The 24,711-nt window shown below is 58.6% G+C and carries 19 protein-coding genes; 16 read left to right on the forward strand and 3 right to left on the reverse strand.

The features are described 5' to 3' along the window. Nucleotides 1-57 precede the first annotated feature (57 nt). Genes GJT30_12190 through galT form a run of 5 tightly spaced genes read left to right on the forward strand, consistent with a single transcriptional unit; the run spans nucleotide 58 to nucleotide 7,930 of the window. On the forward strand, nucleotides 58-1,677 hold the full coding sequence (locus tag GJT30_12190) for a GAF domain-containing protein (protein MSM40370.1): 1,620 nt from the start codon (nucleotides 58-60) through the stop codon (nucleotides 1,675-1,677). Between the two features lie 4 nt (nucleotides 1,678-1,681). Then, nucleotides 1,682-2,053, forward strand: a complete 372-nt coding sequence (locus GJT30_12195; GenBank protein MSM40371.1) for a response regulator — start codon at nucleotides 1,682-1,684, stop codon at nucleotides 2,051-2,053. A gap of 54 nt (nucleotides 2,054-2,107) precedes the next feature. Beyond that, the gene (locus GJT30_12200) at nucleotides 2,108-4,615 is read left to right on the forward strand and encodes an NTP transferase domain-containing protein (GenBank protein MSM40372.1); all 2,508 of its coding nucleotides are present in this window, start codon (nucleotides 2,108-2,110) and stop codon (nucleotides 4,613-4,615) included. Nucleotides 4,616-4,641: 26 nt separating this feature from the next. Beyond that, a complete protein-coding gene (locus GJT30_12205) occupies nucleotides 4,642-6,846 on the forward strand; it encodes a glycoside hydrolase (protein MSM40373.1) in 2,205 nt (734 codons plus the stop codon). 58 nt (nucleotides 6,847-6,904) lie between these two features. Then, nucleotides 6,905-7,930, forward strand: a complete 1,026-nt coding sequence (gene galT, locus GJT30_12210; GenBank protein MSM40374.1) for a galactose-1-phosphate uridylyltransferase — start codon at nucleotides 6,905-6,907, stop codon at nucleotides 7,928-7,930. Nucleotides 7,931-8,178: 248 nt separating this feature from the next. Here the strand turns inward: galT and GJT30_12215 are convergent, their stop codons facing one another. After that, entirely contained in the window at nucleotides 8,179-9,711 is a 1,533-nt protein-coding gene (locus GJT30_12215) for a cytochrome C (GenBank protein MSM40375.1), read from the reverse strand. Between the two features lie 334 nt (nucleotides 9,712-10,045). On the opposite strand from GJT30_12215, the gene GJT30_12220 reads away from it, so the two are divergent. From GJT30_12220 to GJT30_12240, 5 genes are all read left to right on the forward strand, one after another. Beyond that, nucleotides 10,046-10,531, forward strand: a complete 486-nt coding sequence (locus tag GJT30_12220) for a cytochrome C (GenBank protein ID MSM40376.1) — start codon at nucleotides 10,046-10,048, stop codon at nucleotides 10,529-10,531. Beyond that, nucleotides 10,528-11,313, forward strand: a complete 786-nt coding sequence (locus GJT30_12225) for a 4Fe-4S dicluster domain-containing protein (GenBank protein ID MSM40377.1) — start codon at nucleotides 10,528-10,530, stop codon at nucleotides 11,311-11,313. Before GJT30_12220 ends, GJT30_12225 begins: the two co-directional genes overlap by 4 nt. Nucleotides 11,314-11,359: 46 nt before the next feature. Continuing rightward, nucleotides 11,360-12,610 carry an oxidoreductase gene (locus GJT30_12230; GenBank protein ID MSM40378.1) on the forward strand — a complete coding sequence of 417 codons (1,251 nt, stop codon included), beginning with the start codon at nucleotides 11,360-11,362 and terminating at the stop codon, nucleotides 12,608-12,610. 263 nt (nucleotides 12,611-12,873) lie between these two features. Then, on the forward strand, nucleotides 12,874-13,944 hold the full coding sequence (locus tag GJT30_12235) for an aminotransferase class V-fold PLP-dependent enzyme (protein ID MSM40379.1): 1,071 nt from the start codon (nucleotides 12,874-12,876) through the stop codon (nucleotides 13,942-13,944). A 135-nt stretch (nucleotides 13,945-14,079) separates the two neighbouring features. Continuing rightward, nucleotides 14,080-14,265, forward strand: coding sequence for a hypothetical protein (locus GJT30_12240; GenBank protein ID MSM40380.1), 186 nt, complete (start codon nucleotides 14,080-14,082; stop codon nucleotides 14,263-14,265). A gap of 119 nt (nucleotides 14,266-14,384) precedes the next feature. Here GJT30_12240 and GJT30_12245 read toward each other — a convergent pair whose 3' ends face one another. Beyond that, nucleotides 14,385-14,576, reverse strand: coding sequence for a ferredoxin (locus GJT30_12245; GenBank protein MSM40381.1), 192 nt, complete (start codon nucleotides 14,574-14,576; stop codon nucleotides 14,385-14,387). A 628-nt stretch (nucleotides 14,577-15,204) separates the two neighbouring features. Between GJT30_12245 and GJT30_12250 the strand changes: the two genes are divergently transcribed. From GJT30_12250 to hybD, 6 genes are all read left to right on the forward strand, one after another. Then, nucleotides 15,205-17,061: a phosphoenolpyruvate carboxykinase (GTP) gene (locus GJT30_12250; protein MSM40382.1), complete on the forward strand. Its 1,857-nt coding sequence runs from the start codon at nucleotides 15,205-15,207 to the stop codon at nucleotides 17,059-17,061. A gap of 204 nt (nucleotides 17,062-17,265) precedes the next feature. Then, complete coding sequence (gene pckA / locus GJT30_12255) at nucleotides 17,266-18,858, forward strand: phosphoenolpyruvate carboxykinase (ATP) (protein ID MSM40383.1); 1,593 nt, start codon at nucleotides 17,266-17,268, stop codon at nucleotides 18,856-18,858. 259 nt (nucleotides 18,859-19,117) lie between these two features. Beyond that, entirely contained in the window at nucleotides 19,118-20,245 is a 1,128-nt protein-coding gene (locus GJT30_12260) for a hydrogenase small subunit (GenBank protein MSM40384.1), read from the forward strand. A 4-nt stretch (nucleotides 20,246-20,249) separates the two neighbouring features. Further along, a complete protein-coding gene (locus GJT30_12265; GenBank protein MSM40385.1) occupies nucleotides 20,250-21,950 on the forward strand; it encodes a hydrogenase 1 large subunit in 1,701 nt (566 codons plus the stop codon). Nucleotides 21,951-21,958: 8 nt separating this feature from the next. Then, on the forward strand, nucleotides 21,959-22,615 hold the full coding sequence (gene cybH / locus GJT30_12270; GenBank protein ID MSM40386.1) for a Ni/Fe-hydrogenase, b-type cytochrome subunit: 657 nt from the start codon (nucleotides 21,959-21,961) through the stop codon (nucleotides 22,613-22,615). A 54-nt stretch (nucleotides 22,616-22,669) separates the two neighbouring features. Further along, on the forward strand, nucleotides 22,670-23,146 hold the full coding sequence (gene hybD / locus GJT30_12275; GenBank protein MSM40387.1) for a HyaD/HybD family hydrogenase maturation endopeptidase: 477 nt from the start codon (nucleotides 22,670-22,672) through the stop codon (nucleotides 23,144-23,146). Nucleotides 23,147-23,220: 74 nt separating this feature from the next. Here the strand turns inward: hybD and GJT30_12280 are convergent, their stop codons facing one another. Continuing rightward, entirely contained in the window at nucleotides 23,221-24,525 is a 1,305-nt protein-coding gene (locus GJT30_12280; protein MSM40388.1) for a pyridoxal phosphate-dependent aminotransferase, read from the reverse strand. Between the last annotated feature and the right edge of the window lie 186 nt (nucleotides 24,526-24,711).

The raw sequence follows: 24,711 nt of genomic DNA on the forward strand, positions 1-24,711 counted from the left end.
CCACAGCGGCTGTTATACTTCAGCCAATGGGCTGTATGCCCTTTACAGGAGGGGTGTTTGGACTGGACGTGCTGCTGGCACAAGGATGTGATTGCCCCTGAGGAATGCCCCTATATCGAGGAAGGGGAGGAGTACCTTTACGCCGCTCAACGGAGACGGATTCTGGAGAAGTGTCTCGAATGCCCCCGCTTCACCGTTGATGTCCAGCGGATGAGAGAGTCCGGAGAGCCGCTGGCCCCGCTCTTTTCCATCCTGACCAATGAATTTCTCGACATGAGGATCCGCCTCCAGTCCATGGATGGATTCCTCAACAGCAAAACGCGTGAAATCCGTTTCCTCCACGAATTGAACACCGTCCTGCAGACCTCCATGGACCTGGATGAGATCCTCTCCGTGGCCATGACCGCCATTACCGCCGGCAAAGGTTTCGGGATGAACCGTGCCTTTTTGCTGATGTGCGACAAGGAGCAGCAATACCTTCGGGGCTATCTGGGGGTCGGGCCGCGCACCTACGATGAGGCCTGGCACATCTGGGAGGAGGTCAGCCGCAACGACCTTTCGCTCAAGGAGATGGCCCGCCAGTTCCAGATCAACAAGCTCTCTTCCGAGAAGGTCAAGTTCCACGATATTTTGGAACGGCTCACCATTCCTTTAAGCGACCAGGATCACATCCTCAATCGGGCTCTGCGCGAAAAACGACCGATCATGGTGGAAGATGCATTCCACAACTCTCAGGTAAATTTCCAGTTTGCCCAGACCCTCGGCGTCGACAGCTTTCTCGTCATGCCCCTCGTTTCCAGCAACCGGCGGATCGGGGTCATTATTGCGGACAACTGCATCACCCATCGGCCCATCACCCAGCAGGATATTCAGTCGTTGGAAACCTTTGCCTTCCCGGTGGGGTTTGCCCTGGTGCGGGCTTCGCTGTACGAACGATTGCAGGAAGAGGTCGACAAGCTGACAGTGGCGAACCGGAAGCTGCAGGAACAGCAGGAACTCATCGTCAAGATGGAGAAGATGGCCCTGGTGGGGAGGATCACGTCGAGCATCGCCCACTCCATCCGCAACCCGCTGATGGTCATCGGTGGCTTTGCCCGCTCCCTGCTCAAGGATGTTACTGTTGACGACCCGAAGAAGGAGTATCTCGGCTCCATCGTTCAGGAGGCAAGGCAATTGGAGGATGTCCTGGAAGAGATCCTGAACTATTCGGAATCGCTCTACCCGGTCAAGGACCGCTGGGATATCAATCAGGTGGTGGCAGGTATCTGTCGTGAACTGCAGGACCGTTTCGAAGTGGAGCAGTGCGGCTGCCAGATGGAGCTGGCAAATGAGCTCCCCATGCTGTTCATAGACTACAAGCAGATATCCTATTGTATCCGCACCATCCTGAGCAGCGCTCTCGACTATCGTGTGCGAGGGGGGAAGATCATTGTCAAGACCTGGCACGAGGGGGATGCAGTGTTCATCTGTGTGGACGATCGGTTCAGCACACTTACCACCTCAGCTTGGGATTCGCTGGTGACTCCGTTTGCCGAAACACAGGAGCTTGGCGTGGGGGTGGGCCTTCCGCTCTGCCGGACTATCCTGGAAAAATCGGGACACCGGTTGTCGCTCGAAAATCTGCCCGAAGGCGGCATTCGTTACATCATTCAGTTGCTGCAACATAAGGAGGAATGAACAGATGGCACGGTTATTAGTTGTGGACGACGAGGCCAGCATCAGGCTCCTCTATGCCCAGGAACTCAGCGAGGAAGGCCATGATATTGTGACTGCAGGGACTGCGGTCGAGGCGGCGGAGAAGCTGAAAGGCGAACACTTCGACTTGATCGTACTGGATATCAAGCTGAAGAACGAGAGCGGGCTGGACCTTTTGCAGAAAATCGTCAAGGAACGGCATGACATGCCGGTGATCCTCTGCACGGCCTTTTCGTGTTACAAGGACGATTTCTCCGCCTGGCTGGCCGATGGGTATGTGGTGAAATCCAGTGACCTGCAGGAGCTGAAGGACGAGATCAAGCGGGTCCTGGAAAAGAAGAAAACTGTCCGCGGCTGATACCACGGGCATGTCCTGCATTGTAATGTCTATAGATAAAGGAGAAACGCATACATGAAAGCTGTCATCATGGCGGGGGGGTTCGGTACCCGCATCCAGCCGCTCACCAGCAACATCCCGAAGCCGATGATTCCGCTCCTGAATCGTCCCATCATGCTGCATATCGTCGAACTGCTGAAGAAGCACCAGATTACCGATCTGGTGATGCTCCTCTATCATCAGCCGAGCGTGATCAAGAATTTTTTCCGGGATGGAGCCGATTTCGGCGTGAAGATCACCTATGTCACGCCGCTGGAAGACATGGGGACCGCCGGAGCGGTGAAGTGTGCCGAAAAGTTCATTAATGAACGTTTCCTGGTGATCAGCGGCGATCTCCTTACCGATTTCAACCTGCAGAAGATCATCGATTTTCATGCCGACAACAAGGCGCTCGCTACCATCACGCTGACGCCGGTGAAGGACCCACTCCAGTTCGGGGTGGTTATCACCGACAAGAACCGCCGGATTACCCAGTTCCTGGAGAAACCGGGGTGGGGCGAGGTTATTTCCGATACTATCAATACCGGTATCTACGTGTTCGAGCCGGAAATCTTCAAGTACATCCCTGCAAACGAGAACTTCGACTTTTCCCAGGATCTTTTCCCGAAGCTGCTGGAGAAGCAGGAACTGCTCTTCGGTTATACGGTGAAGGGATACTGGCGCGATATCGGCAATACCGACTCCTACCGTGAGGCTCACCACGACATTTTTCGCGGCAAGATCAATGTGAAGATCGATGAACCCAAGCAGGATGTGGTGGGCCGGGATCTGCGCATCGGCGCCGATGTCAGGCTGGACGACTCAGCAGTGCTCGACGGCACGGTCGTGATCGGCGACAACTCGCAGATATTCGGCAGCGCTCACATCAAGGACTCGGTCATCGGCCGCAACTGTACCATCGAGCCCGGGGTGAAACTCTCCCGTTGCGTCATCTGGGACAACGTCTACCTGAAGAAGGGGGCAAAGGTCAACGATTCGGTCCTCTGCAACAATGTCAGCGTTGGGCACGGCGTCGTGATCGAGGAAGGCGGCATTATCGCCGACGATACCGCCATCGGCGAGGAGGCCTACATCAAGCGCGATGTCAAGGTCTGGCCTCGCAAGGTGATAGAGGCCGGGGCGACGGTCACAGACAACCTGATCTGGGGAGAGAAATGGAAGAAATCGCTCTTTGAGGGGGCGATCATCCGGGGGCTCACGAACGTCGAACTGACCCCCGAATTCGTGGCCAAGCTCGGCTGCGCCTACGGCACCTCCCTGCCCAAGGGGAGTTTCGTCCTTGCCGGCCGGGATGCCTTTCTTGCCTCGCGGATGCTCAAGAGGAGTTTCCTGGGGGGCATACTCTCCGCCGGGGTCAACGTCCGCGATCTGAAGATGATCCCCCTGCCGGTTGTCCGTTATAAACTGAAAACCTTCGGCGAGGTGGGGGGGGTACATTTCCGCCAGTGTCTGGATGACCCGGCGCTGACTGAGATCGTCTTTCTCGACAACGACGGGCTCGATTTCTCCAGTGCCATGGGAAAGAACGTGGAGCGGATCTTCTACAAGGAAAACTTCCGCCGCGCCCACCATATGGAACCGGGCGGGATCACCGAGCTGCCTCAGGTCATGGATTTTTATCGCGAGGGGTTCATCCGTTCGATCAATGTGGAGATGCTCAAGAAGCGGAAGTACAAGGTGGTGGTCGACTTCAACCATTCGCCCGCAGGTCAGTTGCTGCCCGCCATCATGAATAGCATGGGGATTGAGGTGATCTCTCTCAATGCCTATGTGGACGAGGAGCGGGGGATCAAGAATGCCGAGGAAAAGCCGCGCAGCCTTACCCAGCTGGCCAAGATCGTTGCCTCCCTGGAGGCCCAGGCGGGGTTCTGGCTCGATCCCACGGTGGAAGAGGTCATCCTGGTCGACGAGGCCGGCAGGATCTACAACGCGGCAGAGACCCTTCCGCTCATGGTTGCGCTCCAGCTCAAGGCCGGCTGCAAGGGGGCCTTTGCCGTCCCGGTGTCGGCACCGTCGGTCGTCGAGCTGATGGCCAGCGAAAAGGGGTGCGCGGTCAGGCGGACCAAGAATACGGAACGGGCAATGATCGAGGAGACCCTGTCGTCGGAAGTGATCATGGCAGGCTCCATGGACGGCCGTTTCGCCTTTCCCAAGTTCCAGTCGGCATTTGACGGGATGTATGCCATTGCCAGGGCCATCGAATTGCTGGCGACCTGCGGCACCTCCCTTTCGGCAATCTGGGGAGAGATCCCGCGCCGTACCTTCCTCCAGGGCAGGGCAAACTGCGCCTGGGAGATGAAGGGGGGGATCATGCGCAAGATGAGCGAGGACAGCCTCGACTGCGAAGCGAGTTTCATCGATGGGATCAAGGTCCATTTCGGCGAGGATTGGGTCCTGGTCCTGCCGGACCAGTATCAGCCCTATGTTCACATCGTTGCCGAAGGGAAAGAGCCGAAGGGAGTGCAGAAGCTGCTTTCGGAATACCTGACTAAGGTCGAAAAATGGAAGAAGGAACTCCAGTAGGTATGTGCCGGTGAACAGGAGCAGATATGGCTGAGCCGCTTTCCATCGTTTTCATCTGGCACATGCACCAGCCATATTACAAGGACCCCCTGCGGGATGAGTACGCCCTCCCCTGGACCTATCTGCATGCAATCAAGGACTATTACGACATGGCGGCCATCGTTGCGGAGACAGCGGGGGCGAAGGCCGTCTTCAACCTTGTCCCATCGCTGATCGAGCAACTGGAAGATTATGCGGCAGGGACCGCTGTCGATCCGGTCCTGGCTATCGGGCAGAAAGACCCCGCGGATATGGAGGAGCACGAACTCCTCTTCATGCTGAATACGTTTTTTTCTGCCAATCGGCAGCGGATGATCGAGCCGTATCCCCGTTACCTGGAACTGCTCAGGCTTGCCGGCGACGGTGACCAGGAACAGCGGGCAGGGCGCCTGCACAGCTTCCGCCACCAGGAGATCCTCGACCTGCAGGTCTGGTTTTTCCTCTCCTGGACCGGTGAGGCCGCACGTCACCGCTGGCCCGAATTCCAGGAACTCATCCGCAAGGGGCGAAACTTCAGTCGTGCGGACAAGGAGCTGCTGTTTGCACGGCAACGGGAGCTCTTGGCCGCGATTATCCCCCTGTACCGGGAACTCCACGACCAGGGGAAGGCCGAGCTGTCGGTATCCCCGTACTACCACCCCATCCTGCCCCTGTTGTGTGACATGAAGAGTGCGCTGGGGGCCATGCCGCGAGCCAATCTGCCGACTGCGCGCTTCCAGCATGCCGAGGATGCCCGCAGCCAGATCGAGGAAGGGATTGCCTGCTTCAAGCGGGTATTCGGCTTTACCCCGGTCGGCATGTGGCCATCTGAAGGCTCGGTGAGCGACGAAGCCCTGGCGCTCATTGCTGCCAGCGGTCTTACCTGGGTCGCCACCGACGAGGGGGTCCTGGCCAACACGCTGGCAGGATGCCATGCCGGAGGGCGGGACTGGCTGTATCATCCCTATGCCTTTAAAACTGGCGGCAGAAAACTGAACATGCTGTTTCGCGACCACGCCCTCTCCGACCTGATCGGCTTTACCTATTCCCAATGGGAACCCGAGAGGGCCGTTGCCGATTTTGTCGATCGGTTGCGCCAGATCAGGAGCCAGTTCAGCGACAGCCGGGTGGTGCCGGTCATCCTGGATGGCGAGAATGCCTGGGAATACTACCCGGAGAACGGCTACGGTTTTCTGTCCCGCCTGTACGGCACCCTGGCCGCTTCCCCGGAATTCCGCCTCTGCACGGCCAGCGAGATACTTGCCGATACGCCGGTGCGCCAGCAGATTACCCATATACATCCCGGTTCCTGGATAAACGCCAATTACGGGATCTGGGTGGGGCATCCCGAAGAAAACCTCGCATGGGATTACCTGGAGAGGGCGCGTGAGGCCGCCATCAGTCGCAATCCACAGGTAGCCGATCTGCTCGGCCGGGCCAAAGGCGTCGGCAATGGCGACGTGGAGGTCGATGTCACGGTCCGCAATGTCTGCCGCTCTCTTTTTGCCGCCGAAGGGAGCGACTGGTTCTGGTGGTACGGAGACGACCACTTTTCTGTGCACAGCGACCGTTTCGATGCCCTGTTCCGCAAGCATCTGATGAATGTGTACCGTCTGCTCGACCTTGAAGTCCCCCGCGAACTCTATGAGCCGATCAAGAAAAAAGGGGTGGCCGGTTTTGTCCGCGAGCCGTCGTCGTTCATTACGCCGCAGCTGGATGGGCTGGTCAGCGACTATTTCGAATGGCTCGCCGCCGGGCTGTTCGACCTTTCGCGGCAGTCGTCTGCCATGCATGTGTCGGAAAGCATCCTGCAGTCGTTCTTTTATGGTTATGACCGGGAAGCACTCTATTTCCGTATCGACGGGGCCAAGGATCTGGATCGCATCCTGCGGGCCGATGAAGTGCTTAACCTTCACCTGATTGCCGGGAAAGAATACCGGCTTGCCATGGAGGTTGGTGTCACAAGCGGCCTGCTGCAGGTGAGGGGGAAATCCGGATTCCGTGCAACAAGGAAGGGTTTCAGCTGGAAGATCACCCGCATCTGCGAGGTAAGAGTTCCGCTGTCTGCCGTGAAACTCGTGGCGAAAGACCCGTTGAGCGCCTATCTCACCCTTGTACGGGGGCGGGAAGAAGTCGGGCGTTGGCCCGTGGATGCGCCGATGGAGCTCACGTATCAAGGAGAAGAGCTGGAGTTGGACAATTGGCTGATATGATTGATAATGGTTGACGACACTGTCTGTCGAGTGTGGGGCACAATTTTGAGGAGACTGCATGTCAGAACTACGTTGGGATCCATTGAAGCAGCACTGGGTCATCATTGCCACTGAACGTGGCCGGCGGCCGCAGGATTTCCATCAGGAAACCGATTCATGCACCATGACCAGCTGCCCGTTCTGCTATGGGAATGAAGACAAGACCCCCAATGAGATCTTTGCCATCCGTCCGTCCGGTCCCCCGAACGGCCCGAACTGGAAGGTCAGGGTCATTCCCAACAAGTACCCGGTCCTTCGGGTCGAAGGTGAGTTGAAAAGCCGCGCCTATGGTCTGTATGACGTCATGGAAGGTATTGGCGCCCATGAGGTGATCATTGAGACGCCCGACCATCACAAGGGGCTGGCCGATCTTTCGACGGCTGAAATCACCAATGTGCTGCAGGCGTATCGCGCCAGGTTGCTGGACCTTCGCCAGGACTTCCGCTTCCGCTACATGGTGCTGTTCAAGAACCACGGTACCAGGGCTGGCGCTACGCTCCACCATTCCCACAGCCAGCTGATCGCCGTGCCACTCGTCCCGCCGGTGGCTGCCACTGAACTGAAGGTCTGTCGCGACTACTTCTCCAGCAAGGAGCGCTGCATCTACTGCGATCTTATCCGCTTTGAGCTGGAGAGCGGCGAGCGGGTCGTGAAGGAGTTTGCCAATTTTGTTTCGGTAACGCCCTATGCCTCATCGTCTCCGTTCGAGCTTCGTCTGTATCCCAAGCATCATGCCCATGACTTTGCCCTGTCCGGCGACTCAGACCTGGCCGAACTGGCCGTTGCCCTCAAGGATATGCTGGTGCGGCTCAAACTGGTTCTCAAGGACCCGCCGTTCAATTTCATCCTCCATACCGCACCACCCATGCACCAGCGGCTCGGCAAGCCCGATTACTGGAGTTCTCTCGCCTATGACTACCACTGGCACATCGAACTGGTTCCAAGGTTGACCCAGGTCGCCGGCTTTGAATGGGGTACCGGATTTTACATCAATCCGACGGCACCGGAAGATGCTGCCACATTTTTGCGTGATGCGAACATCTGAGGAAAAGGGGGAACGGCAAGGGATGGAGCGCGATCGCCAACAGCTCGACGATCTGACCAGGGATATCCAGCGGGTTCTGGCTGATAACCGCACCTTTCTCGACAGGATACTCGACGACGATTTCGAGGTGGGAGAGGAACCGGACGAAGCGGAACCGGAAGAGGAACTTTAGCCGCTGATGGCAACTGATACAGAAAAACCCCCGGATAGTTACATCCGGGGGTTTTGTTTGTTCGGGCCCTGGCGGATCAGTGGCCGGTTTGCGCGGAAGCGCTTTCGCCGCCGCCCGGCACGTCATGCCCTTTGACCATGTGGCACTCGCTGCAGTTCGTATTCATGAGCTCTTCGCCGATATCGACCGGGTGCACGAACTCCTTGACCTGTGTCCCGGCGGGGATGTTCTCCTGGACCTGGCTGATTACGGTGTGGCAGATATTGCAGTCCTTGGAGATGATCCTGCCCTCGGAGGTCTTGTGTTTGCCGTCGTGGCAACGGAAGCAGCCGGGTGTATAGAAATGGCCGATGTGGTTGGGGTAGGTGTTCCATGACACCTTCATCTCCGGGAAATAGTTTCGCTTGTACATGTCAAGGATATGTTCGATGGCCTTGCTGATGGTTGCTGCCTTTTCCTGTGCCAGTTTGGGGTAGTTCTTGGCGTAGAAATCCCTGATGCCCGCGGGGATGGACGAAAGCGCTTCGGGAGTCGTCCGGTACGGTTTTTCCAGGACTTCGACGGCGATCTTCTTTATGTAGGGGAGTGACGGATCGATATTACCGGAGACAATATTCTCGTCCATCTCCTGACCTGGCGACTTGTAGATGTGCGTCGGCCGGTTGTGGCAGTCGGTACAGTCCATCAGCCGTTTTTTCCCGTTGGCGACTTCGTCTCTGGTGAGCGGGTTTGCGGTATCCATGTATTCGGTGATGGAACCGTCCTTTTCCTTGACTGCTATGTAGGGGATGTCAAAGCGCTTCTTGTCCCTGGCAATGTAGCGCACCTCGGTGCCGATATGCCAGTGGATGCCCATGGCATGAGGGGATTTCGGGGTGCCGCCGATCTTGATGAGCAGGTTGACCTCGCGGGGAGTGTTCTGTTCATTCGGGGCGAAGTGGTAGAATATTTTCTGACGGCCGGAATAGAATTTCTCGGGCCAGTGGCAATGCTCGCAGGTATCTCGGGCAGGACGGAGGTTTTCGATCGGGGTTTCGATGGGAGAGGGGAAGGAATGGGTGAGCACGGCCCAAACCTGGCGCAGTCCCGATATCTTGGCCTTGACATACCACTCTGCTCCCGGCCCCACATGGCATTCGACGCACTTGACCTTGGCATGGGGCGAATTGCTCCAGGCAGTATGCTCGGGAGTCATGACCTGGTGGCAGAGCTCGCCGCAGAAGACGGTCGATTCGGTGAATTCGAACCCTTTGATGGTGGCAATGGTGATGAGCAGGACGAAGATGACCGTGGCGATGGAGAAAAAGACCGTCAGCTTCATCTTGTGCGGGTCGTTCAGGTCGAGCCTCGGCAGGGGGGGGATTTCTGCGTCCTTGCCCTGGTCTCGCAGCTTGCTTCTGACCCGCCACATCCCGAGCGGGATGATGAGCAGGCCGGTGACCAGCATTGTGGGGAAGAGAAAGAAGGTCAACAGCCCCAGGTAGGGGTGATCGATCCCCATGATCACTTCCATCGCCAGGAAAGCGATGATAAGGCAGGTGGATACGATCGCCAGGAGCATCCCGGCGAGGCTGATCAGGTTCCAGGCGTACCTGAAGGTTCTGTGCATAACGGCTCCTTGAGGAAAAGATTGCATAACGGCAACTAGTGAGATTAACGCACTAAAATTACAACAATTTATATCGCCAACTGATTGGTTGTCAAAACAAAAATTTATAATATATGACGATTCATCTGGTTCTCGCGCAGACCTGGGAACGGTTGCAGCGGACCGCAAAAAAATCTAGCAAGTTAGGCAATTGCATTTCATAAACGATGTTATATTATGGTTATTGGCAAGCTAATTTGTCGACTTTTCTGGTCGGTCTGGTGGGGTGTCATGCCGGCTGGATGCAGAGGGGAATTTCTGTCTAATCCTTTGATCTGCCGGAGGGGGGAGGCGCATGAAGAACCATGTGCTACGGCCGTTGTTCGTTGCAGTGGGGGTGGTGGTCCTGATCCTTTTGGCCAGAGAGGTCCTGGTTCCGGCGGATTTTGGCGTCCAGGAGCGGGGATATATGTATGGTTGGCACCGGAAGGGGAATGAGGCCGACTGGAAGAACGTCAGGGCCAAGTACCGGACCACTGCATATTGCAAGGAGTGCCATCAAGACAAATACGCCGATATTACGGGGTCTCCCCATGAAACGATCATGTGCGAAAACTGCCATGGACCCGGCCTCGCACACCCTAACGACCCGCAATCCCTGCACATTGACAGGCGAAGAGAGCTCTGCATCAGATGCCACTTTCGGCTCCCTTACCAGGCCAGTGGGCGGGGCAGGATCCGGGGGGTCGATCCAGCGACGCACCACCCGGAAGCAGAATGCGTCCTCTGCCATTACCCACACAATCCCCGGTGGACTCCCGGCAAGGAGGCCAGACGATGATATCGCGCCGCTCGTTCTGTAAAAAATCCATCCTTATCCTCGGGGGGATCGCAGTGCCGCTGGCAGCACTGGAGCTCTTCGATCCGAAAAAGCTGGCTGCGGACAGATCTGGCCCATCCACGGTTCGCTGGGTCTTTCTGGTGGACACGCACAAATGCGTGGGGTGCGGCTTCTGCGTCAAGGCCTGCAAGATCGAAAACGAGATACCTTACGATGCCAATGTCTCCCGCACCTGGGTGGAGCGCTATGTCGTGACCAGGGACGGCAAGGTGCATATCGATTCGCCCAAGGCTGCCCGGGATGGATTCACGAGCACGTCGATCGATCAGGGAGCGCTGGGGATGTTGAAGATAGAGAACAGCGATATCGACAAGGCATTTTTTGTCCCCAAGTTGTGCAACCAGTGCGACAACCCGCCCTGTGTACAGGTCTGCCCGGTCGGTGCCACCTATCAGACTTCCGATGGCGTGGTGCTCGTGGACAGGTCATGGTGCATCGGTTGCGGTTACTGCGTCATGGCGTGCCCCTATGGGGTCCGCTTCTTTCATCCGGTCTATCACGCGGCTGAGAAGTGCAATTTCTGCTACCATCGCATATCCAAGGGTATGAAACCTGTCTGCGTCGAGGCGTGCCCCTTTGGCGCCCGCAGGATCGGCAACATCAGGGACCCCAATGACCCGGTAACCAGGATCATCATGACAGAACGGGTCAACGTGCTGAAGGAAGAGTATGGGACAAAGCCCCAGGTCTTCTATGTCGGGCTTACCAGGGAGGTGAAGTGATGGAAATGAAGAACTCCCCGTTTCCCCGCCAGGGGAGGGCGTAGCCATGGTGCATGGAGAAGCCTGGACCGTCAAGGAACTGTTCGTCTATCCCAATGAGTATATCTACTGGACTATCCAGATTGTCATGTATCCGTTCATGACCGGCCTGGTAGCCGGCGCGTTCGTCCTTTCCTCGCTCTACCATGTCTTTGGGGTGAAGCAGCTGAAAGAGATCGCCCGTTTTTCCCTGGTTTTCTCCTTTGCGCTGTTGCCGGTAGCCATGATGCCGCTCCTGTTGCATCTCCAGTTTCCGCTCCGTGGCATCGAGGTCATGCTGACTCCCCATTTTACGTCGGCGATCGCCGCATTCGGCATCGTCTTCACCTCCTATGGGATGATCGTCGCGTCGGAGCTCTGGTTTGTCTATCGCCGCTATTTTGTCGAGACGGCCCTGGATCTCCGCAAGGCAACACAGCGAGGAGTTACGCAGCAGGCACGCTATCTGCTCTATTCGCTCCTGACACTCGGGGCGTGGGATATCGGTGAACATGCATTGGAGAAGGATGAGCGGGCAGTGAAGATGCTGGCCGGGCTCGGAATTCCGGTAGCGTGCTTTCTCCATGGCTATGCCGGGTTCATCTTCGGGTCGGTCAAGGCCAATGCACTCTGGATGACCCCTCTGATGCCGGTCATCTTTATCTGCTCCGCCGTGGTGTCGGGTATCGCCCTCTGCATCATTACCTATATCGCCACCATGGAGCTTCGAACCCTGCGGGCACGCAAGCGACAGCAGCGTCCGGAATCTGGTGCTGACACGGAGATGCAGAGCAACGAGATACAGGTCGTCACCATGACCTCCCGCTATCTTCTCATGTTCCTGGTGCTGGCCATCACCCTGGAGCTGCTCGATCTGATCTTCCGCGGCTATACTGCCGTGAAATCATGGGATATCCTGCGCAGCGTCATCTATGGCAAGGACTTCGTCAACATCTTCGTCATCCAGTACGGTCTGGGCAATCTGTTGCCGTTCATTCTGCTCCTCCTGCCGCGTCTGACCATCCGGCGGACAGTTGCGGGTACTCTCCTGGTGCTTCTCGGTGTCTTCATGATGCGCTGGAATGTCGTAATCGGCGGCCAGGCATTCTCCTCATCGTTTGCCGGATTTATGCACTACCACCTGCCGATCTGGCCTGAAAGCCTGGAGACTTTCAAAGAAGGGCTGGCTGGTGCCCTGCTGGTGGCAGCGACCCCGTTCGTCCTTTTCTGGGGGCTCTGTAAAATACTGCCGGTCTTCCCTGTTGATGAATCCCGCTAGTTTCGGGTTCCGGGCGATTGCAGAGATCGGCACAGTGTAAAACGTCATTCTGTTGATTAACGCAACGTCTGTGGTATGGTAAATAGATCCAAGGTCCGGGTGGTGTTGCCTCAGGTCATATTTCCTCTTTCGGGAAGGGCGTTGTCTCCCGAAGACTCCGGTCGGAAGGCAGGGGTGCCCTTGACAAGCTGCTTCGGCATCTGCTAGCTTTTGCCATTCAGCCGTAGCGGTCAGGGCGGACTTTACCTGGACAAGGAGCAGCCATGCACAAGAAACTTTTCATCCCGGGACCGGTGGAGGTCGCACCGGAAATCCTGCAGGCGATGGCCATGCCGATGGTGGGTCATCGGATGCCGGAGTACGCAGTCGTACACAAGCGGGTCAAGGAGAACCTCAAGCGTCTTCTGTTCACGGAGTCGAGGGTATTTCTGGCCACCTCCAGCGCATTCGGGGTCATGGAGGGGGCGGTTCGCAACCTGGTGGCCAAGAGATGCGCCAACTTCTGCAACGGGGCCTTTTCGGACAAGTGGCACGATGTGACTCGGCGCTGCGGCAAGGAGGCAGATGCCGTGAAGGTTGCCTGGGGGCAGCCCATAACCCCCGAACTGGTTGAGCAGACCTTGTCCAGCGGCAGGTACGATGCCATCACCCTGATTCACAACGAGACCTCGACCGGTGTCATGTCACCGCTGCCCGAGATTGCAGAGGTGCTCAGGCGCTATCCGGATGTCGTCTCCATCATCGATACGGTCTCCTCCATGAGTGCCCTGAAGATCCCGGTGGACGAACTCGGGATCGACTGCTGCATCTTCGGAGTCCAGAAGGCGCTGGCTCTGCCTCCCGGACTGGCGGTCTTCACTGCCAGCACCAGGGCGCTCGAACGGGCAAACGGGGTGGAAGGGCGCGGCTATTATTTCGATTTTCTCGAATTCGCCGCAGCGGATGAAAAGGACAATACCCCGTCTACGCCGTGCATCTCCCAGATCTATGCGTTGGACAGGCAGCTCGAACGAATCTTTGCCGAAGGACTCGAAAGTCGTTGGGCTCGCCACAAGGCATTGGCGGAGCGTGTGCGGTCATGGGTCGCTGACAGGGGCTATGGATTCTTCCCTGATGAGCCATACCGCTCGCTGACCCTTACCTGCGGCAGGAATACAAAAGGGACAGATCTGTCTGCCCTGAAGAAGAAGCTCGGCGCGGCAGGGTTTGCATTCGACGACGGCTATGGAAAAATCAAGGGTGAAACATTCCGGATCGCCCACATGGGTGATATGCAGATGACGGATATCGAGGAGTATCTGGCCGCGATTGACCGGGCACTTGCCGAGTTGTGACGCTACGGAGCGTAGATTGCCCGGACTGGCCGGGCAATGGCGGCAAACTCCCGGGGATGACCCTGGCTCGTGCACGTCCGGAGCCAGCAGTGCCGGCAGTGAGTAAAACGATCTTTTGCAAAGGGAGAACCGAAGATGAAATGTCCGAATTGTGGTGGCAGGGATGCAGTGGAGATAGACCTTCACTCCGAGGGTTTTTCGGCCGAAACGTCACCGGTAAAGGAGTGCGGCACCTGTGGCCTGGTCTGGAGGATAAAGGTGGTCGGCGGGCAGAATGAAGTGGATATCATCAAGCCGGCAGGAAAAACGACATCTTCCTGACATCCGGCAGGTCTGGACTGCGGTTGTACGTCAGGTAAGGAAAACCGGTGGATCTGCGCCTTCATTGGGCTGCGGCAGCAGCACCGGGCAGAGGATTGTCTTGTGAGCCCATGGACCGATCATTCCCGCCAGGAAATGCACTGGACCGGGCATCCGTCTATGGCCTCCTGGATCTCTTTTTCGCTGGCGCCAGCGGAGTCGTAGCACTCGGATTTCGACGCATCGTCAAATCTGAAAACGCCGGGGCAGACTGAAACGCACAGCCCGCAGCTGATACATGATTCCTTGTCAACCCAGGGGTATTTCGCCATTGTTTCGGCCTCCTTGTTATACATAAGGTTGCAGCCATTGTAGCAGGTCGTCATATGCTGTCAATTTCGGGAACTGAGCGTATTCTCTGTAATTTTATCTTGCTTTTAGAAAATGCTGTGATATTTTAGTTGAACTAAAAAACGCTCGAAGGGGAGAATAGTAAGAAAACATGGCATCCCGACGGTGCGGGACCCGAGGAGGAGGTTGCGGAATGACGGCCATGGTTTGTCCGACCATGCAGCTCGCTACCGCGAACCGGGAGCCCCTGGTTCCGAACCACGAGGTGAGTCAACCTTCTGACTCCCGGGCAGCTGGGGCTCCAATCGCAGCTTTCCGGTGTTTTCAGCCGGTCGGGCAGAGCCGGTTCGAGGATGCAAGGAAATCACTGGACGATCGATCCTCTTGCCCCTCGCAAAGCTCTGCTTCATGTGACAAGTTGATGTCTCTCCGTTCCTCCGTCTCTTCCGCCTTCTCCCTTCGATTCGAGCACCGCGCCTTGTGTGTGCGTGCTCATCCTGACTCCGGACGGTTCATCGTTTTCTCATCCAGTTCCAGAGCAGTGTCTGGGCGTTTTGAAGTGCCAACGCGGTTACATAAAAATCCTAATGACGTGGGGAGGAGTTTGGAATGAGTTATGAGGTCCCGAAGAACGAGCAGCTCTTGAAGTGGGTGGAAGAGGTTTCAGCTCTATGCGAGCCTGAAAGAATTCACTGGTGTGATGGTTCGCAGGAGGAGTACGACGAACTGTGCAATCTGCTTGTTGCATCCGGGACCTTCAAGAAGCTGAATCCCGAGAAAAGGCCCAACAGCTATCTTGCCTGGTCCGATCCGATCGACGTTGCCCGCGTCGAAGACCGTACCTTCATCTGCAGCCTTTCCAAGCATGATGCCGGGCCGACCAACAACTGGATGCATCCCAAGGAGATGAAAGAGACCCTGCATAAGCTCTTCAAAGGGTGCATGCGCGGCAGAACCATGTATATCATCCCGTTCAGCATGGGGCCGCTGGGATCCAACATCGCCAAGATCGGCGTGGAGATTTCTGATTCCCCTTATGTTGCCGCCAACATGCGGATCATGACCCGCATGGGCAGGGCGGTTTTGGATGTCCTCGGCAAGGACGGCGAATTTGTCCCCTGCGTCCATTCGGTCGGCGCGCCGTTGCAGCCGGGCCAGAAGGATGTCTCCTGGCCCTGCAACAAGGAAAAATATATCGTCCACTTCCCTGAAGAGCGCGCCATCTGGTCGTTCGGCAGCGGTTACGGCGGCAACGCCCTGCTCGGCAAGAAATGCCTGGCTCTGCGCATCGCCTCCAAGATCGGCCTGGACGAAGGGTGGCTGGCCGAGCATATGCTGATCCTCGGGGTCGAGTCTCCGGATGGAGAAAAGACCTATGTCGGCGCGGCCTTCCCCAGCGCGTGCGGCAAGACTAACTTCGCCATGCTGATCCCCCCCAAGCCGTTCCAGGAAAAGGGGTGGAAGGTGACCACCATCGGCGACGATATCGCCTGGATCAAGCCGGCCGCGGACGGTCAGGTCTATGCCATCAACCCCGAATACGGGTACTTCGGCGTGGCCCCCGGCACCAACGTCAAGACCAATCCCAATGCCATGGCCTCCTGCGCCGCCAATACCATCTTCACCAACGTTGCCCTGACCGAGGATGGCGATGTCTGGTGGGAAGGAATGACCGACGAGCCGCCGGCAAAGCTGACCGACTGGCAGGGGAACGAATGGACCCCCGGTTGCGGCCGTCCTGCCGCTCACCCCAATGCCCGCTTTACCTCGCCCGCTTTCCAGTGCCCGTCCATCGACCCGGACTGGGAAAATCCCAAGGGGGTGCCGATCAGCGCCTTTATCTTCGGGGGTCGCCGCAAGAATACCATTCCGCTGGTCTATCAGGCCTTCAACTGGAGCTATGGGGTTTACCTTGCCGCCACGCTCGGTTCGGAAACCACGGCAGCCGCTGTCGGCGCCACGGGCAACGTCCGTCGCGATCCCTTTGCCATGCTCCCCTTCTGCGGTTACCACATGGCCGATTACTTTGCCCACTGGCTGCAGTTCGGACGTTCCATTGCCAAGCCGCCCCGTATCTTCAGCGTCAACTGGTTCCGGAAGGACGAGAACGGCAAGTTCCTCTGGCCGGGGTATGGCGATAACATGCGGGTGCTGAAGTGGATCGTCGACCGCGTGCAGGGGCATGCCGGGGCCGTGGAAAGCCCACTGGGCTGGATGCCCCGCTACGACGACATGGAGTGGGACGGACTGAACCTGAGCCGCGAGCAGTTTAACGAACTGACGTCCGTTGATCGCGATATGTGGAAGGACGAGGTCCTCTCCCACGAGGAGCTGTTCGTCAAGATGTACGATCGCCTCCCCAAGGAATTCCTCCATATGCGGGAACTGATCCTCTCCAGCCTCTGGCGTTCGCCCGAGCACTGGGAGCAGATCGGCGATGTCCATCCCGAGGGGTGGAATGAGTAAGAACTGACATGAACTGTTGACAGTATCCGTTCTGCGAGAGGTCTGGCAGAACGGAAACGGGTTGGCGGGAAACAGAAAAGGCTGGGCGACATTATCGGAGAATTTCGGGTGTTCGCCCGGCCTTTTCGCATAACAGGCCTCTGCAGGGCGATGGGGCCGTACAATGGTCGGGGTCAACTTTTCCACAACAGAGGAGATCTTGCGATGAAATTGAACGACATTACCCGTGGCACGGGGCTTGAAGAGCATGGCATCACCAACGCGAACCTCATCTACTGGACGCCGCCCACATCGGTGCTCTACGAGCAGATCGTCCGGCGTGGCGAAGGTCTGGTGACCCATCTCGGTGCGGTTGCGGTCAAGACCGGCCATTATACGGGGCGTGCTGCGAATGAGAAGTTCATTGTCGATGAGCCCTCCTGTCACGATCATGTCAACTGGGGCAAGGTCAACCGGCCCTTCGATCCTGCCCGGTTCGAGGGACTCTACAAGCGGATGATGGCCTACCTGCACGGCAAGGACCTGTTCGTCCAGGACTGCTTTGCCGGTGCCAGCCCGGATCACCGCCTGCCGGTACGGATCATTACCGAGCGGGCCTGGCATTCTCTCTTTGCCCGCAACATGTTCGTCCGTGCCACCCCCGAAGAGCTGGAGACCCACAAGCCGGGATTCACCGTCATCGACATGCCCAGTTTTCACGCGGTCCCCTCGATTGACGGCACCAACACCGAAACCTTCATCATCGTCAATTTCGCCAAACGGGTCATCATCATCGGCGGCACCAGTTATGCCGGCGAGATCAAGAAGTCGATCTTCACCATCCTCAATTACCTCCTTCCACATGACAAGCAGGTCATGTCCATGCACTGTTCCGCCAATGCGGGGGAGAAGGGCGATGTGGCCATATTCTTCGGGCTTTCGGGTACCGGCAAGACCACACTCTCTGCCGACCCCCGGCGCAAGCTGATCGGCGACGACGAACATGGCTGGGACGACAAGGGGGTCTTCAATTTCGAGGGGGGCTGCTATGCCAAGATCATCAAGCTCTCCAAGGAGTCCGAACCGGAGATTTACGAGACCACCCGGCGGTTCGGCACCATTCTGGAGAATGTTGCCATCGACACGGTCAGCCGGCGGATCGATCTCGACGACGATTCCTTCACGGAAAATACCCGGGCATCCTATCCCATCACCCATATCCCCAATATCATCAGGTCGGGCATGGGAGGGCATCCCACCACGATCATCATGCTGACCTGCGATGCCTTCGGCGTGCTTCCCCCCATAGCGAGGCTTTCTCCCGACCAGGCGATGTACCACTTCCTCTCCGGCTATACCGCCAAGGTGGCCGGAACCGAAGCCGGGATCACCGAACCGCAGGCAACCTTTTCCACCTGTTTCGGCGCGCCGTTCATGGCTCTGCATCCATCCGTCTACGGAAACCTGCTCGGCAGGAAGATTGCCGACCACGCTGTCAACTGCTGGCTCGTCAATACCGGCTGGAGCGGCGGGGCATACGGCGTTGGCTCGCGGATGAAGATCTCCTACTCCCGTGCCCTGGTAAATGCGGCCATAGACGGGACCCTCGGCGAAGTCGACTATGAAAAGGACGCATTTTTCGGGCTCGATATCCCGAAGGTCTGTCCGGGCGTTCCGGCCGAGATCCTGAATCCGCGAAATACCTGGGCCGACAAGGCGAGTTACGACGAAATCGCTGCCGATCTTGTCGAACGGTTCCGCAAGAATTTCGAGCAGTACCGCTCTTCCGTGTCAGAGGCGGTGGCACGGGTGCTCTGATCCGCTGCCGCCGGTATCCCCGGCATACCTGCTCCGAGAGGGATGGCACTGTGTCATCCCTTTTTTTATGCCGGATACTGTCAGTCAGGTGTGGCAGGTCCCTGTTGCCGCATTGACGTTTGCCCGTGCATGGGCTGTCGGGGATGTCCGGACAGGAGGGTGTATAATTTTCTTGACAATGTATGAGAGTTCGAGAAAATGATAAAACAATAGTTTGAAATTCTCTGTCAACCGCAGTCTTGAGGAAGGGGGTTGTCGGATGGCTCGGAAACAGGGCAGTGACACTGAAGCGACTAACGGTCTTGAATTTCAAGACAGCGTTTCTACGCTTCTCGAGCGGCGGGGGGTTACACGCCGGGAGTTCATGAAGTTCTGTACCGCCATGTCTGCCGCACTGGCCCTTCCTCCGGCGTTTGCGCCGAGGATCGTCCGTGCGCTGGACGAGGTGAAGCGGCCGACCCTGGTATGGCTCGAATTCCAGAGCTGTACCGGCGATACCGAGGCCCTGTTGCGGGCCTCGAACCCGACCGTGGCCGAGATCGTCCTCGACATCCTGTCCATCGACTATGCGGAGACGATCATGGCGGCGGCTGGCCATCTGGCCGAGGCGAACCTGGACAAGGTGGTCCGGGAGGAGAAGGGGACATACATCGCCGTGGTGGAGGGTTCCATCCCGATGAAGGATGATGGGATCTACTGCTGTATCGCCGGCCGGACGGCGCTGGATCGCGCCCGTGAAGTCTGCGGTGGCGCCTTCGCGACCCTTGCCGTCGGCACTTGCGCCTCCTACGGCGGCATCCCCGCTGCCGCGCCCAATCCCACCGGCGCGGTGGGGGTCAAGGCGGCGGTGCCGAGCGCCACTGTGGTCAACCTGCCGGGGTGCCCCCTGAACGCCGACAACCTGACCGCAACCGTCGTCCATTTTCTGCTGTTCAAGAAGCTGCCCGCCACCGACGGCCTCGGCCGGCCGCTGTTCGCCTATGGCAAGCGGATACACGACAACTGCGAGCGCCGCCCCCATTTCGATGCCGGCCAGTACGTGGAGGCCTGGGGAGACCAGGCACACCGCCACGGACACTGCCTCTACAAGATGGGGTGCAAGGGGCCGGAAACCTTCCACAACTGCCCGACGCAGCGCTACAACGACAAGACCAGCTGGCCCGTGGCTGCCGGGCATGGCTGCGCCGGCTGCTCGCAGCCGATGTTCTGGGATTCCATGACCCCGCTCTACAAGCGGCTTCCCAACGTGCCGGGATTCGGCATCGAGGCTACTGCCGACAAGATCGGTCTGGGGCTGGCCGTGGGGACCGCTGCTGCCTTTGGCGTTCACGGCGTGTTGAGCGCATTCCGCCGAGGCGACGATTCCGAAGGCGCAAAGGAGGATTGAGGAGATGGCCAAGATCGTCGTTGACCCGATCACCCGTATCGAAGGACACCTCCGGATCGAGGCGGAGGTGAACGGCGGCAGGATTACCGATGCCTGGAGCGGCAGCACCATGTTCCGGGGGATCGAAAAGATCCTGCAGGGGCGTGACCCCCGCGACGCCTGGTACTTCACCCAGCGCTTCTGCGGGGTCTGCACTACGGTCCATTCCATTGCCTCCATCCGGGCCGTGGAGAATGCGCTGAACATCACGGTCCCCCCCAATGCGGATCTGATCCGCAACATCATCATGGGGGTCCAGAACGTTCAGGACCATGTCATCCACTTCTACCACCTGCATGCCCTGGACTGGGTGGACATCACCTCGGCTCTCAGGGCCGATCCCGCCGGGACTGCGTCGCTCGCCGCTTCTCTGTCCGAATGGCCGCTCAATTCCACCACCTATTTCAAAGAGGTGCAGGAAAAGCTGAAGGCCTTCGTTGCCAAGGGGCGTCTGGGGCCGTTTGCCAATGCCTACTGGGGACATCCGGCCATGAAGCTGCCACCCGAGGCGAACCTGATGGCCACTGCCCATTACCTTGAAGCGTTGCAGTGGCAAAAAGACATCATCCGGATACACGCCATCCTCGGAAGCAAGAACCCCCATCCGCAGACCTTCCTGGTGGGGGGGATGGCGATCCCGATCGACCTGGATTCGCAGAACGCCCTCAATGCGGACAAACTTGCCGAGATCGGCGGCCTGTTGAAAAAGACCAGGGACTTTGTCGAGAAGGTCTATATCCCCGACCTGCTGGCCGTGGCCTCCTTCTACAAGGAGTGGGCCGGGATTGGCGGCGGCGTGGGGAATTATCTCAGTTATGGCGAGTTTCCCGACCCGGCAAGCGGCAGGATGTTCTTCCCGGCAGGGATCGTCCTCGGCAGGGACCTGTCCAAGGTGCATCCGGTGGACCAGAAAAAGATCGCCGAATACGTGGACCACTCCTGGTACGAGTATTCCGGGGGGAGCGGCAAGGGATTCCACCCCTGGGATGGCGAGACCGAGCCGAAATATACCGGCCCCCGGCCCCCCTACGAGCATCTGGACACCGACCGCAAATATTCGTGGGTCAAGTCCCCCCGCTACGAGGAGCGCTCCATGGAGGTGGGGCCTTTGGCCAAGCTGCTGGTGGCCTATGCCGCCGGACACAAGGAGACCAGGGACGCGGTCGGTCTCGTGCTGAAGCATCTCAACGTGGGACCCGAGGCCCTCTTTTCCACCCTGGGGAGGACCGCCGCCCGCGGCCTCGACTGCCTGATCACGGCCCAGCAGCTGCCCGGCTGGCTTGCCCAACTGGAGGACAACATCGGCAAGGGTGACCTGCGGATCCACGCAGGCGAGAAATGGGATCCGGCCACCTGGCCCGGGGATGCTGCAGGTTACGGCTGGCACGAGGCACCGCGGGGGGCGCTCGGTCACTGGATCAAGATCCGGGGGGGGCAGATCCTCAATTACCAGGCAGTGGTCCCCTCCACCTGGAATGCTTCGCCGCGCGACCACAAGGGGCAGCGGGGACCTTACGAAGAGGCGCTGGTCGGCACACCCATTGCCGACCCGAACAAGCCGCTGGAGATCCTGCGCACGATCCATTCCTTTGATCCCTGTCTCGCCTGCGCCGTCCATGTTCTCGATGCCGCCGGCAACGAGACGGTGCGGGTCCGGGTAACGTAGGAGGGGGTATGGGACATCTCTACGAGAAGTATGTCTGGGAGATACCGGTCAGGGCGACCCACTGGGTCAACGTGCTCTCCATCGCGGTACTGACGCTGACCGGCATCTATATCGGCTCCCCTGCGACCCTGGGGGCGACCCCGTCGGATTATGTGATGGGCTGGGTCCGCTTTGTCCACTTCACCGCGGCCTACCTGTTTGCCGTCAGCGTCGCAAGCCGCATCTACTGGGCGTTCAGGGGGAACCGCTATGCGTCCTGGCGGGAGTTTTTCCCCATCCTCACCCCGGCGGGGCGACGCAACATGCTGGCGACCTTTCGCTACTACACCTTCCTCTGCAAAAAGGGGCCGCAACCGGTCGGGCACAACGCACTTGCCGGCACCACCTATGCGCTGGTCTTCGTGCTCTACCTGGTGATGATCGTGACCGGTTTCACCCTCTATGCCGAGCATGCGCCGCTGGGAACCATGCACAAGCTGACCGGCTGGCTGCTGGTGCTCTTTTCCAACCAGACCCTCCGGCTGACGCACCACTGCGTCATGTGGCTTCTGATCGGCTTTGCCATCCATCACGTCTACAGCGCCTGGCTGATGGATGTCAAGGAGCGGGGCGGGGTCATGTCCAGCATGTTCAGCGGCTACAAGGCCGTGCGTACGAAGGACTGACAGCCTGGCGCACGTGCAACGCCGGGGATATCAACAGGCAGCAGGGGAGGCGGTCTGGCAGTTCTCGTCCTTGGCATCGGCAACCTGGTCATGTCCGACGACGGCGTCGGCGTCCGGGTGGTGCAGCGACTGGCAACCGGCTATCGCTTTCCGCCGGAGGTGAGCCTGCTGGATGGCGGCACCCTGGGGCTGGATCTCCTGCCCCGGCTGGAGGGGGTGGAGCGGCTTCTGGTGGTGGATGCCATCGATTCGAGTGAAGCACCGGGGACCCTGGTGCGCCTGTCCGGCGAGGAGGTGCCGGTGGCCCTGGCAACCAGGCTGTCACCGCACCAGATGGGGCTGAAGGACCTGCTTGCCGTTGCCGACCTGCAGGGATTCTGCCCGGCAGAGGTGGTGCTGGTCGGGGTTCAGCCCGCCTGCATCGAGATGGGAATGGAGCTGTCGGATGTCGTGGCGGGGAGGTTCGACGAGCTCACGCAGCGGGTGCTCGTCGAACTGTCGGCATGGGGAATCGATCCGCTTTCCTGCTGAGAAAAAGAGACGCCCCAGAAACAAAAGGCCCGCCCGGATACCGGACGGGCCTTTCTCATTGCAGGAGAGGCAGTTCAGGATTTGAGGTATGCGTCGATCTTTTTCGCCAGGGTCTTGTAGATCCGCTCGCATTCTGCCGGGTCCCGCTCCAGCAGGGTCACCCGGAACCCTTGCAGGGGGGTGGAGAACGAAGAGAGCGGGACGATGCAGATCCCGGTGCTGGCAAGCACATAGTAGACGAAGCGCTTGTCCGGCGACACGCCCGGCGCATTGACCAGGTCTTCCACCAGGGCTCTCACCTCCGGGTTTTCTATGGGGAGCGACTGCCGGCTGGTGAGCAGCCCCTCCTCGAAGGCGACCGCCATGTAGAAGGCGCCGTTGGTCCGGTTCACCATCAGCCCAGGCACATCCTTGAGGAAGTTGTAGGTGATGTTGCTCATCTGCTCATAGCGGCTGGTCCGCTCAGCAAGGTAGACCGGGTATTCCGGATGGCTCATGATCGCCGGGATCACCTTCTGCGGCAGGGTGGTGGAGCAGACCTCGTTCATCTTGGTGTTGAGGATGGCGTTGACGTAATGCTGGAATCGCTCGTCCCGGCTGAAGTTGTAGACCTCGATCCAGCCGCAGCGCGAGCCGGGCCAGGGCAGCTCCTTGGAGATCCCCTTCATGGCGATGCCCGGCACGTCGCCGATCACGTCGGAGAGCGGCACGGTCTTCTCGCCGTTGTAGACGATGTTGTTATAGACCTCATCGGCCAGGATGAAGAGGTCGTACTCGCGGGCAATGGCGACGATCTGGCGCAGAAGCTCCTCCGGGTAGGCCATGCCGGTCGGGTTGTCCGGGTTGATGATCATGATGCCGGCCACGTTCGGGTTGTACTTCACCAGGTTGCGGATCTCCTCGATGTTCGGATACCAGCGGTTTTTGGGATCGAGGCTGAAGCAGAGCGGCGCGGTGTGGGCATGGGCAGACTCCGCCGACGAGTGGGTGGTGTAGGAGGGGGAGGCCATGAGGATGCGCGTCTCGGGGTTCAGCACGCCATAGAGCTTGGCAATGGCATCGCCCAGGCCGTTGAAGAAGATGATGTCCTCCGGCGTGATCTGCGCTCCGCCGCGCCGGTTGGTCAGCCCGCAGATGAACTCCCGCGTCTCCAGGACGCCGCGGGTATGGGCGTAGCCATAGGAGTCGTTCTCCATGGCGGCCGCGGCAACGATCCCCTTCATCCAGTCCGGGATGATCTCACCCTTGACGATCGGGTCGCCGATGTTCTCCCAGTTGATCTTTACCCCGTGCTTCTGCAGTTTCTCGGCTACGTTGACGATGTTGCGGATTTCATAGGTGATCCTGCCGGCGCTGGGGGGGACGAGTTCGTTTCTCATGCATTGCCTCCGAAGATGGTCTGGCAGCACCCGCAAAGGGTGCAGCGAAAATGAAAAGGCCGCGGGATAGTCCCGCGGCCTTTTGAGCTGGTAGTGTCGTAAAAGGTGAACGCTACCGGAAAGCGGGCATACCTGCGGCATCCGACGCCGCTGCGCCGGTAGCTCGTGCTGCTGCAGAATATGCGA

Source organism: Geobacter sp., from assembly GCA_009684525.1.
GTDB lineage: Bacteria > Desulfobacterota > Desulfuromonadia > Geobacterales > DSM-12255 > Geoanaerobacter.

What these genes read in the sequence shown, in the direction of transcription:
- GJT30_12195 (MSM40371.1), top strand. Translation starts at nt 1,682, where the DNA reads ATGGCACGGTTATTAGTTGTGGACGACGAGGCCAGCATCAGGCTCCTC.
- GJT30_12200 (MSM40372.1), top strand. Translation starts at nt 2,108, where the DNA reads ATGAAAGCTGTCATCATGGCGGGGGGGTTCGGTACCCGCATCCAGCCG.
- GJT30_12205 (MSM40373.1), top strand. Translation starts at nt 4,642, where the DNA reads ATGGCTGAGCCGCTTTCCATCGTTTTCATCTGGCACATGCACCAGCCA.
- galT (MSM40374.1), top strand. Translation starts at nt 6,905, where the DNA reads ATGTCAGAACTACGTTGGGATCCATTGAAGCAGCACTGGGTCATCATT.
- GJT30_12215 (MSM40375.1), bottom strand. Translation starts at nt 9,711, where the DNA reads ATGCACAGAACCTTCAGGTACGCCTGGAACCTGATCAGCCTCGCCGGG.
- GJT30_12220 (MSM40376.1), top strand. Translation starts at nt 10,046, where the DNA reads ATGAAGAACCATGTGCTACGGCCGTTGTTCGTTGCAGTGGGGGTGGTG.
- GJT30_12225 (MSM40377.1), top strand. Translation starts at nt 10,528, where the DNA reads ATGATATCGCGCCGCTCGTTCTGTAAAAAATCCATCCTTATCCTCGGG.
- GJT30_12230 (MSM40378.1), top strand. Translation starts at nt 11,360, where the DNA reads ATGGTGCATGGAGAAGCCTGGACCGTCAAGGAACTGTTCGTCTATCCC.
- GJT30_12235 (MSM40379.1), top strand. Translation starts at nt 12,874, where the DNA reads ATGCACAAGAAACTTTTCATCCCGGGACCGGTGGAGGTCGCACCGGAA.
- GJT30_12240 (MSM40380.1), top strand. Translation starts at nt 14,080, where the DNA reads ATGAAATGTCCGAATTGTGGTGGCAGGGATGCAGTGGAGATAGACCTT.
- GJT30_12245 (MSM40381.1), bottom strand. Translation starts at nt 14,576, where the DNA reads ATGGCGAAATACCCCTGGGTTGACAAGGAATCATGTATCAGCTGCGGG.
- GJT30_12250 (MSM40382.1), top strand. Translation starts at nt 15,205, where the DNA reads ATGAGTTATGAGGTCCCGAAGAACGAGCAGCTCTTGAAGTGGGTGGAA.
- pckA (MSM40383.1), top strand. Translation starts at nt 17,266, where the DNA reads ATGAAATTGAACGACATTACCCGTGGCACGGGGCTTGAAGAGCATGGC.
- GJT30_12260 (MSM40384.1), top strand. Translation starts at nt 19,118, where the DNA reads ATGGCTCGGAAACAGGGCAGTGACACTGAAGCGACTAACGGTCTTGAA.
- GJT30_12265 (MSM40385.1), top strand. Translation starts at nt 20,250, where the DNA reads ATGGCCAAGATCGTCGTTGACCCGATCACCCGTATCGAAGGACACCTC.
- cybH (MSM40386.1), top strand. Translation starts at nt 21,959, where the DNA reads ATGGGACATCTCTACGAGAAGTATGTCTGGGAGATACCGGTCAGGGCG.
- GJT30_12280 (MSM40388.1), bottom strand. Translation starts at nt 24,525, where the DNA reads ATGAGAAACGAACTCGTCCCCCCCAGCGCCGGCAGGATCACCTATGAA.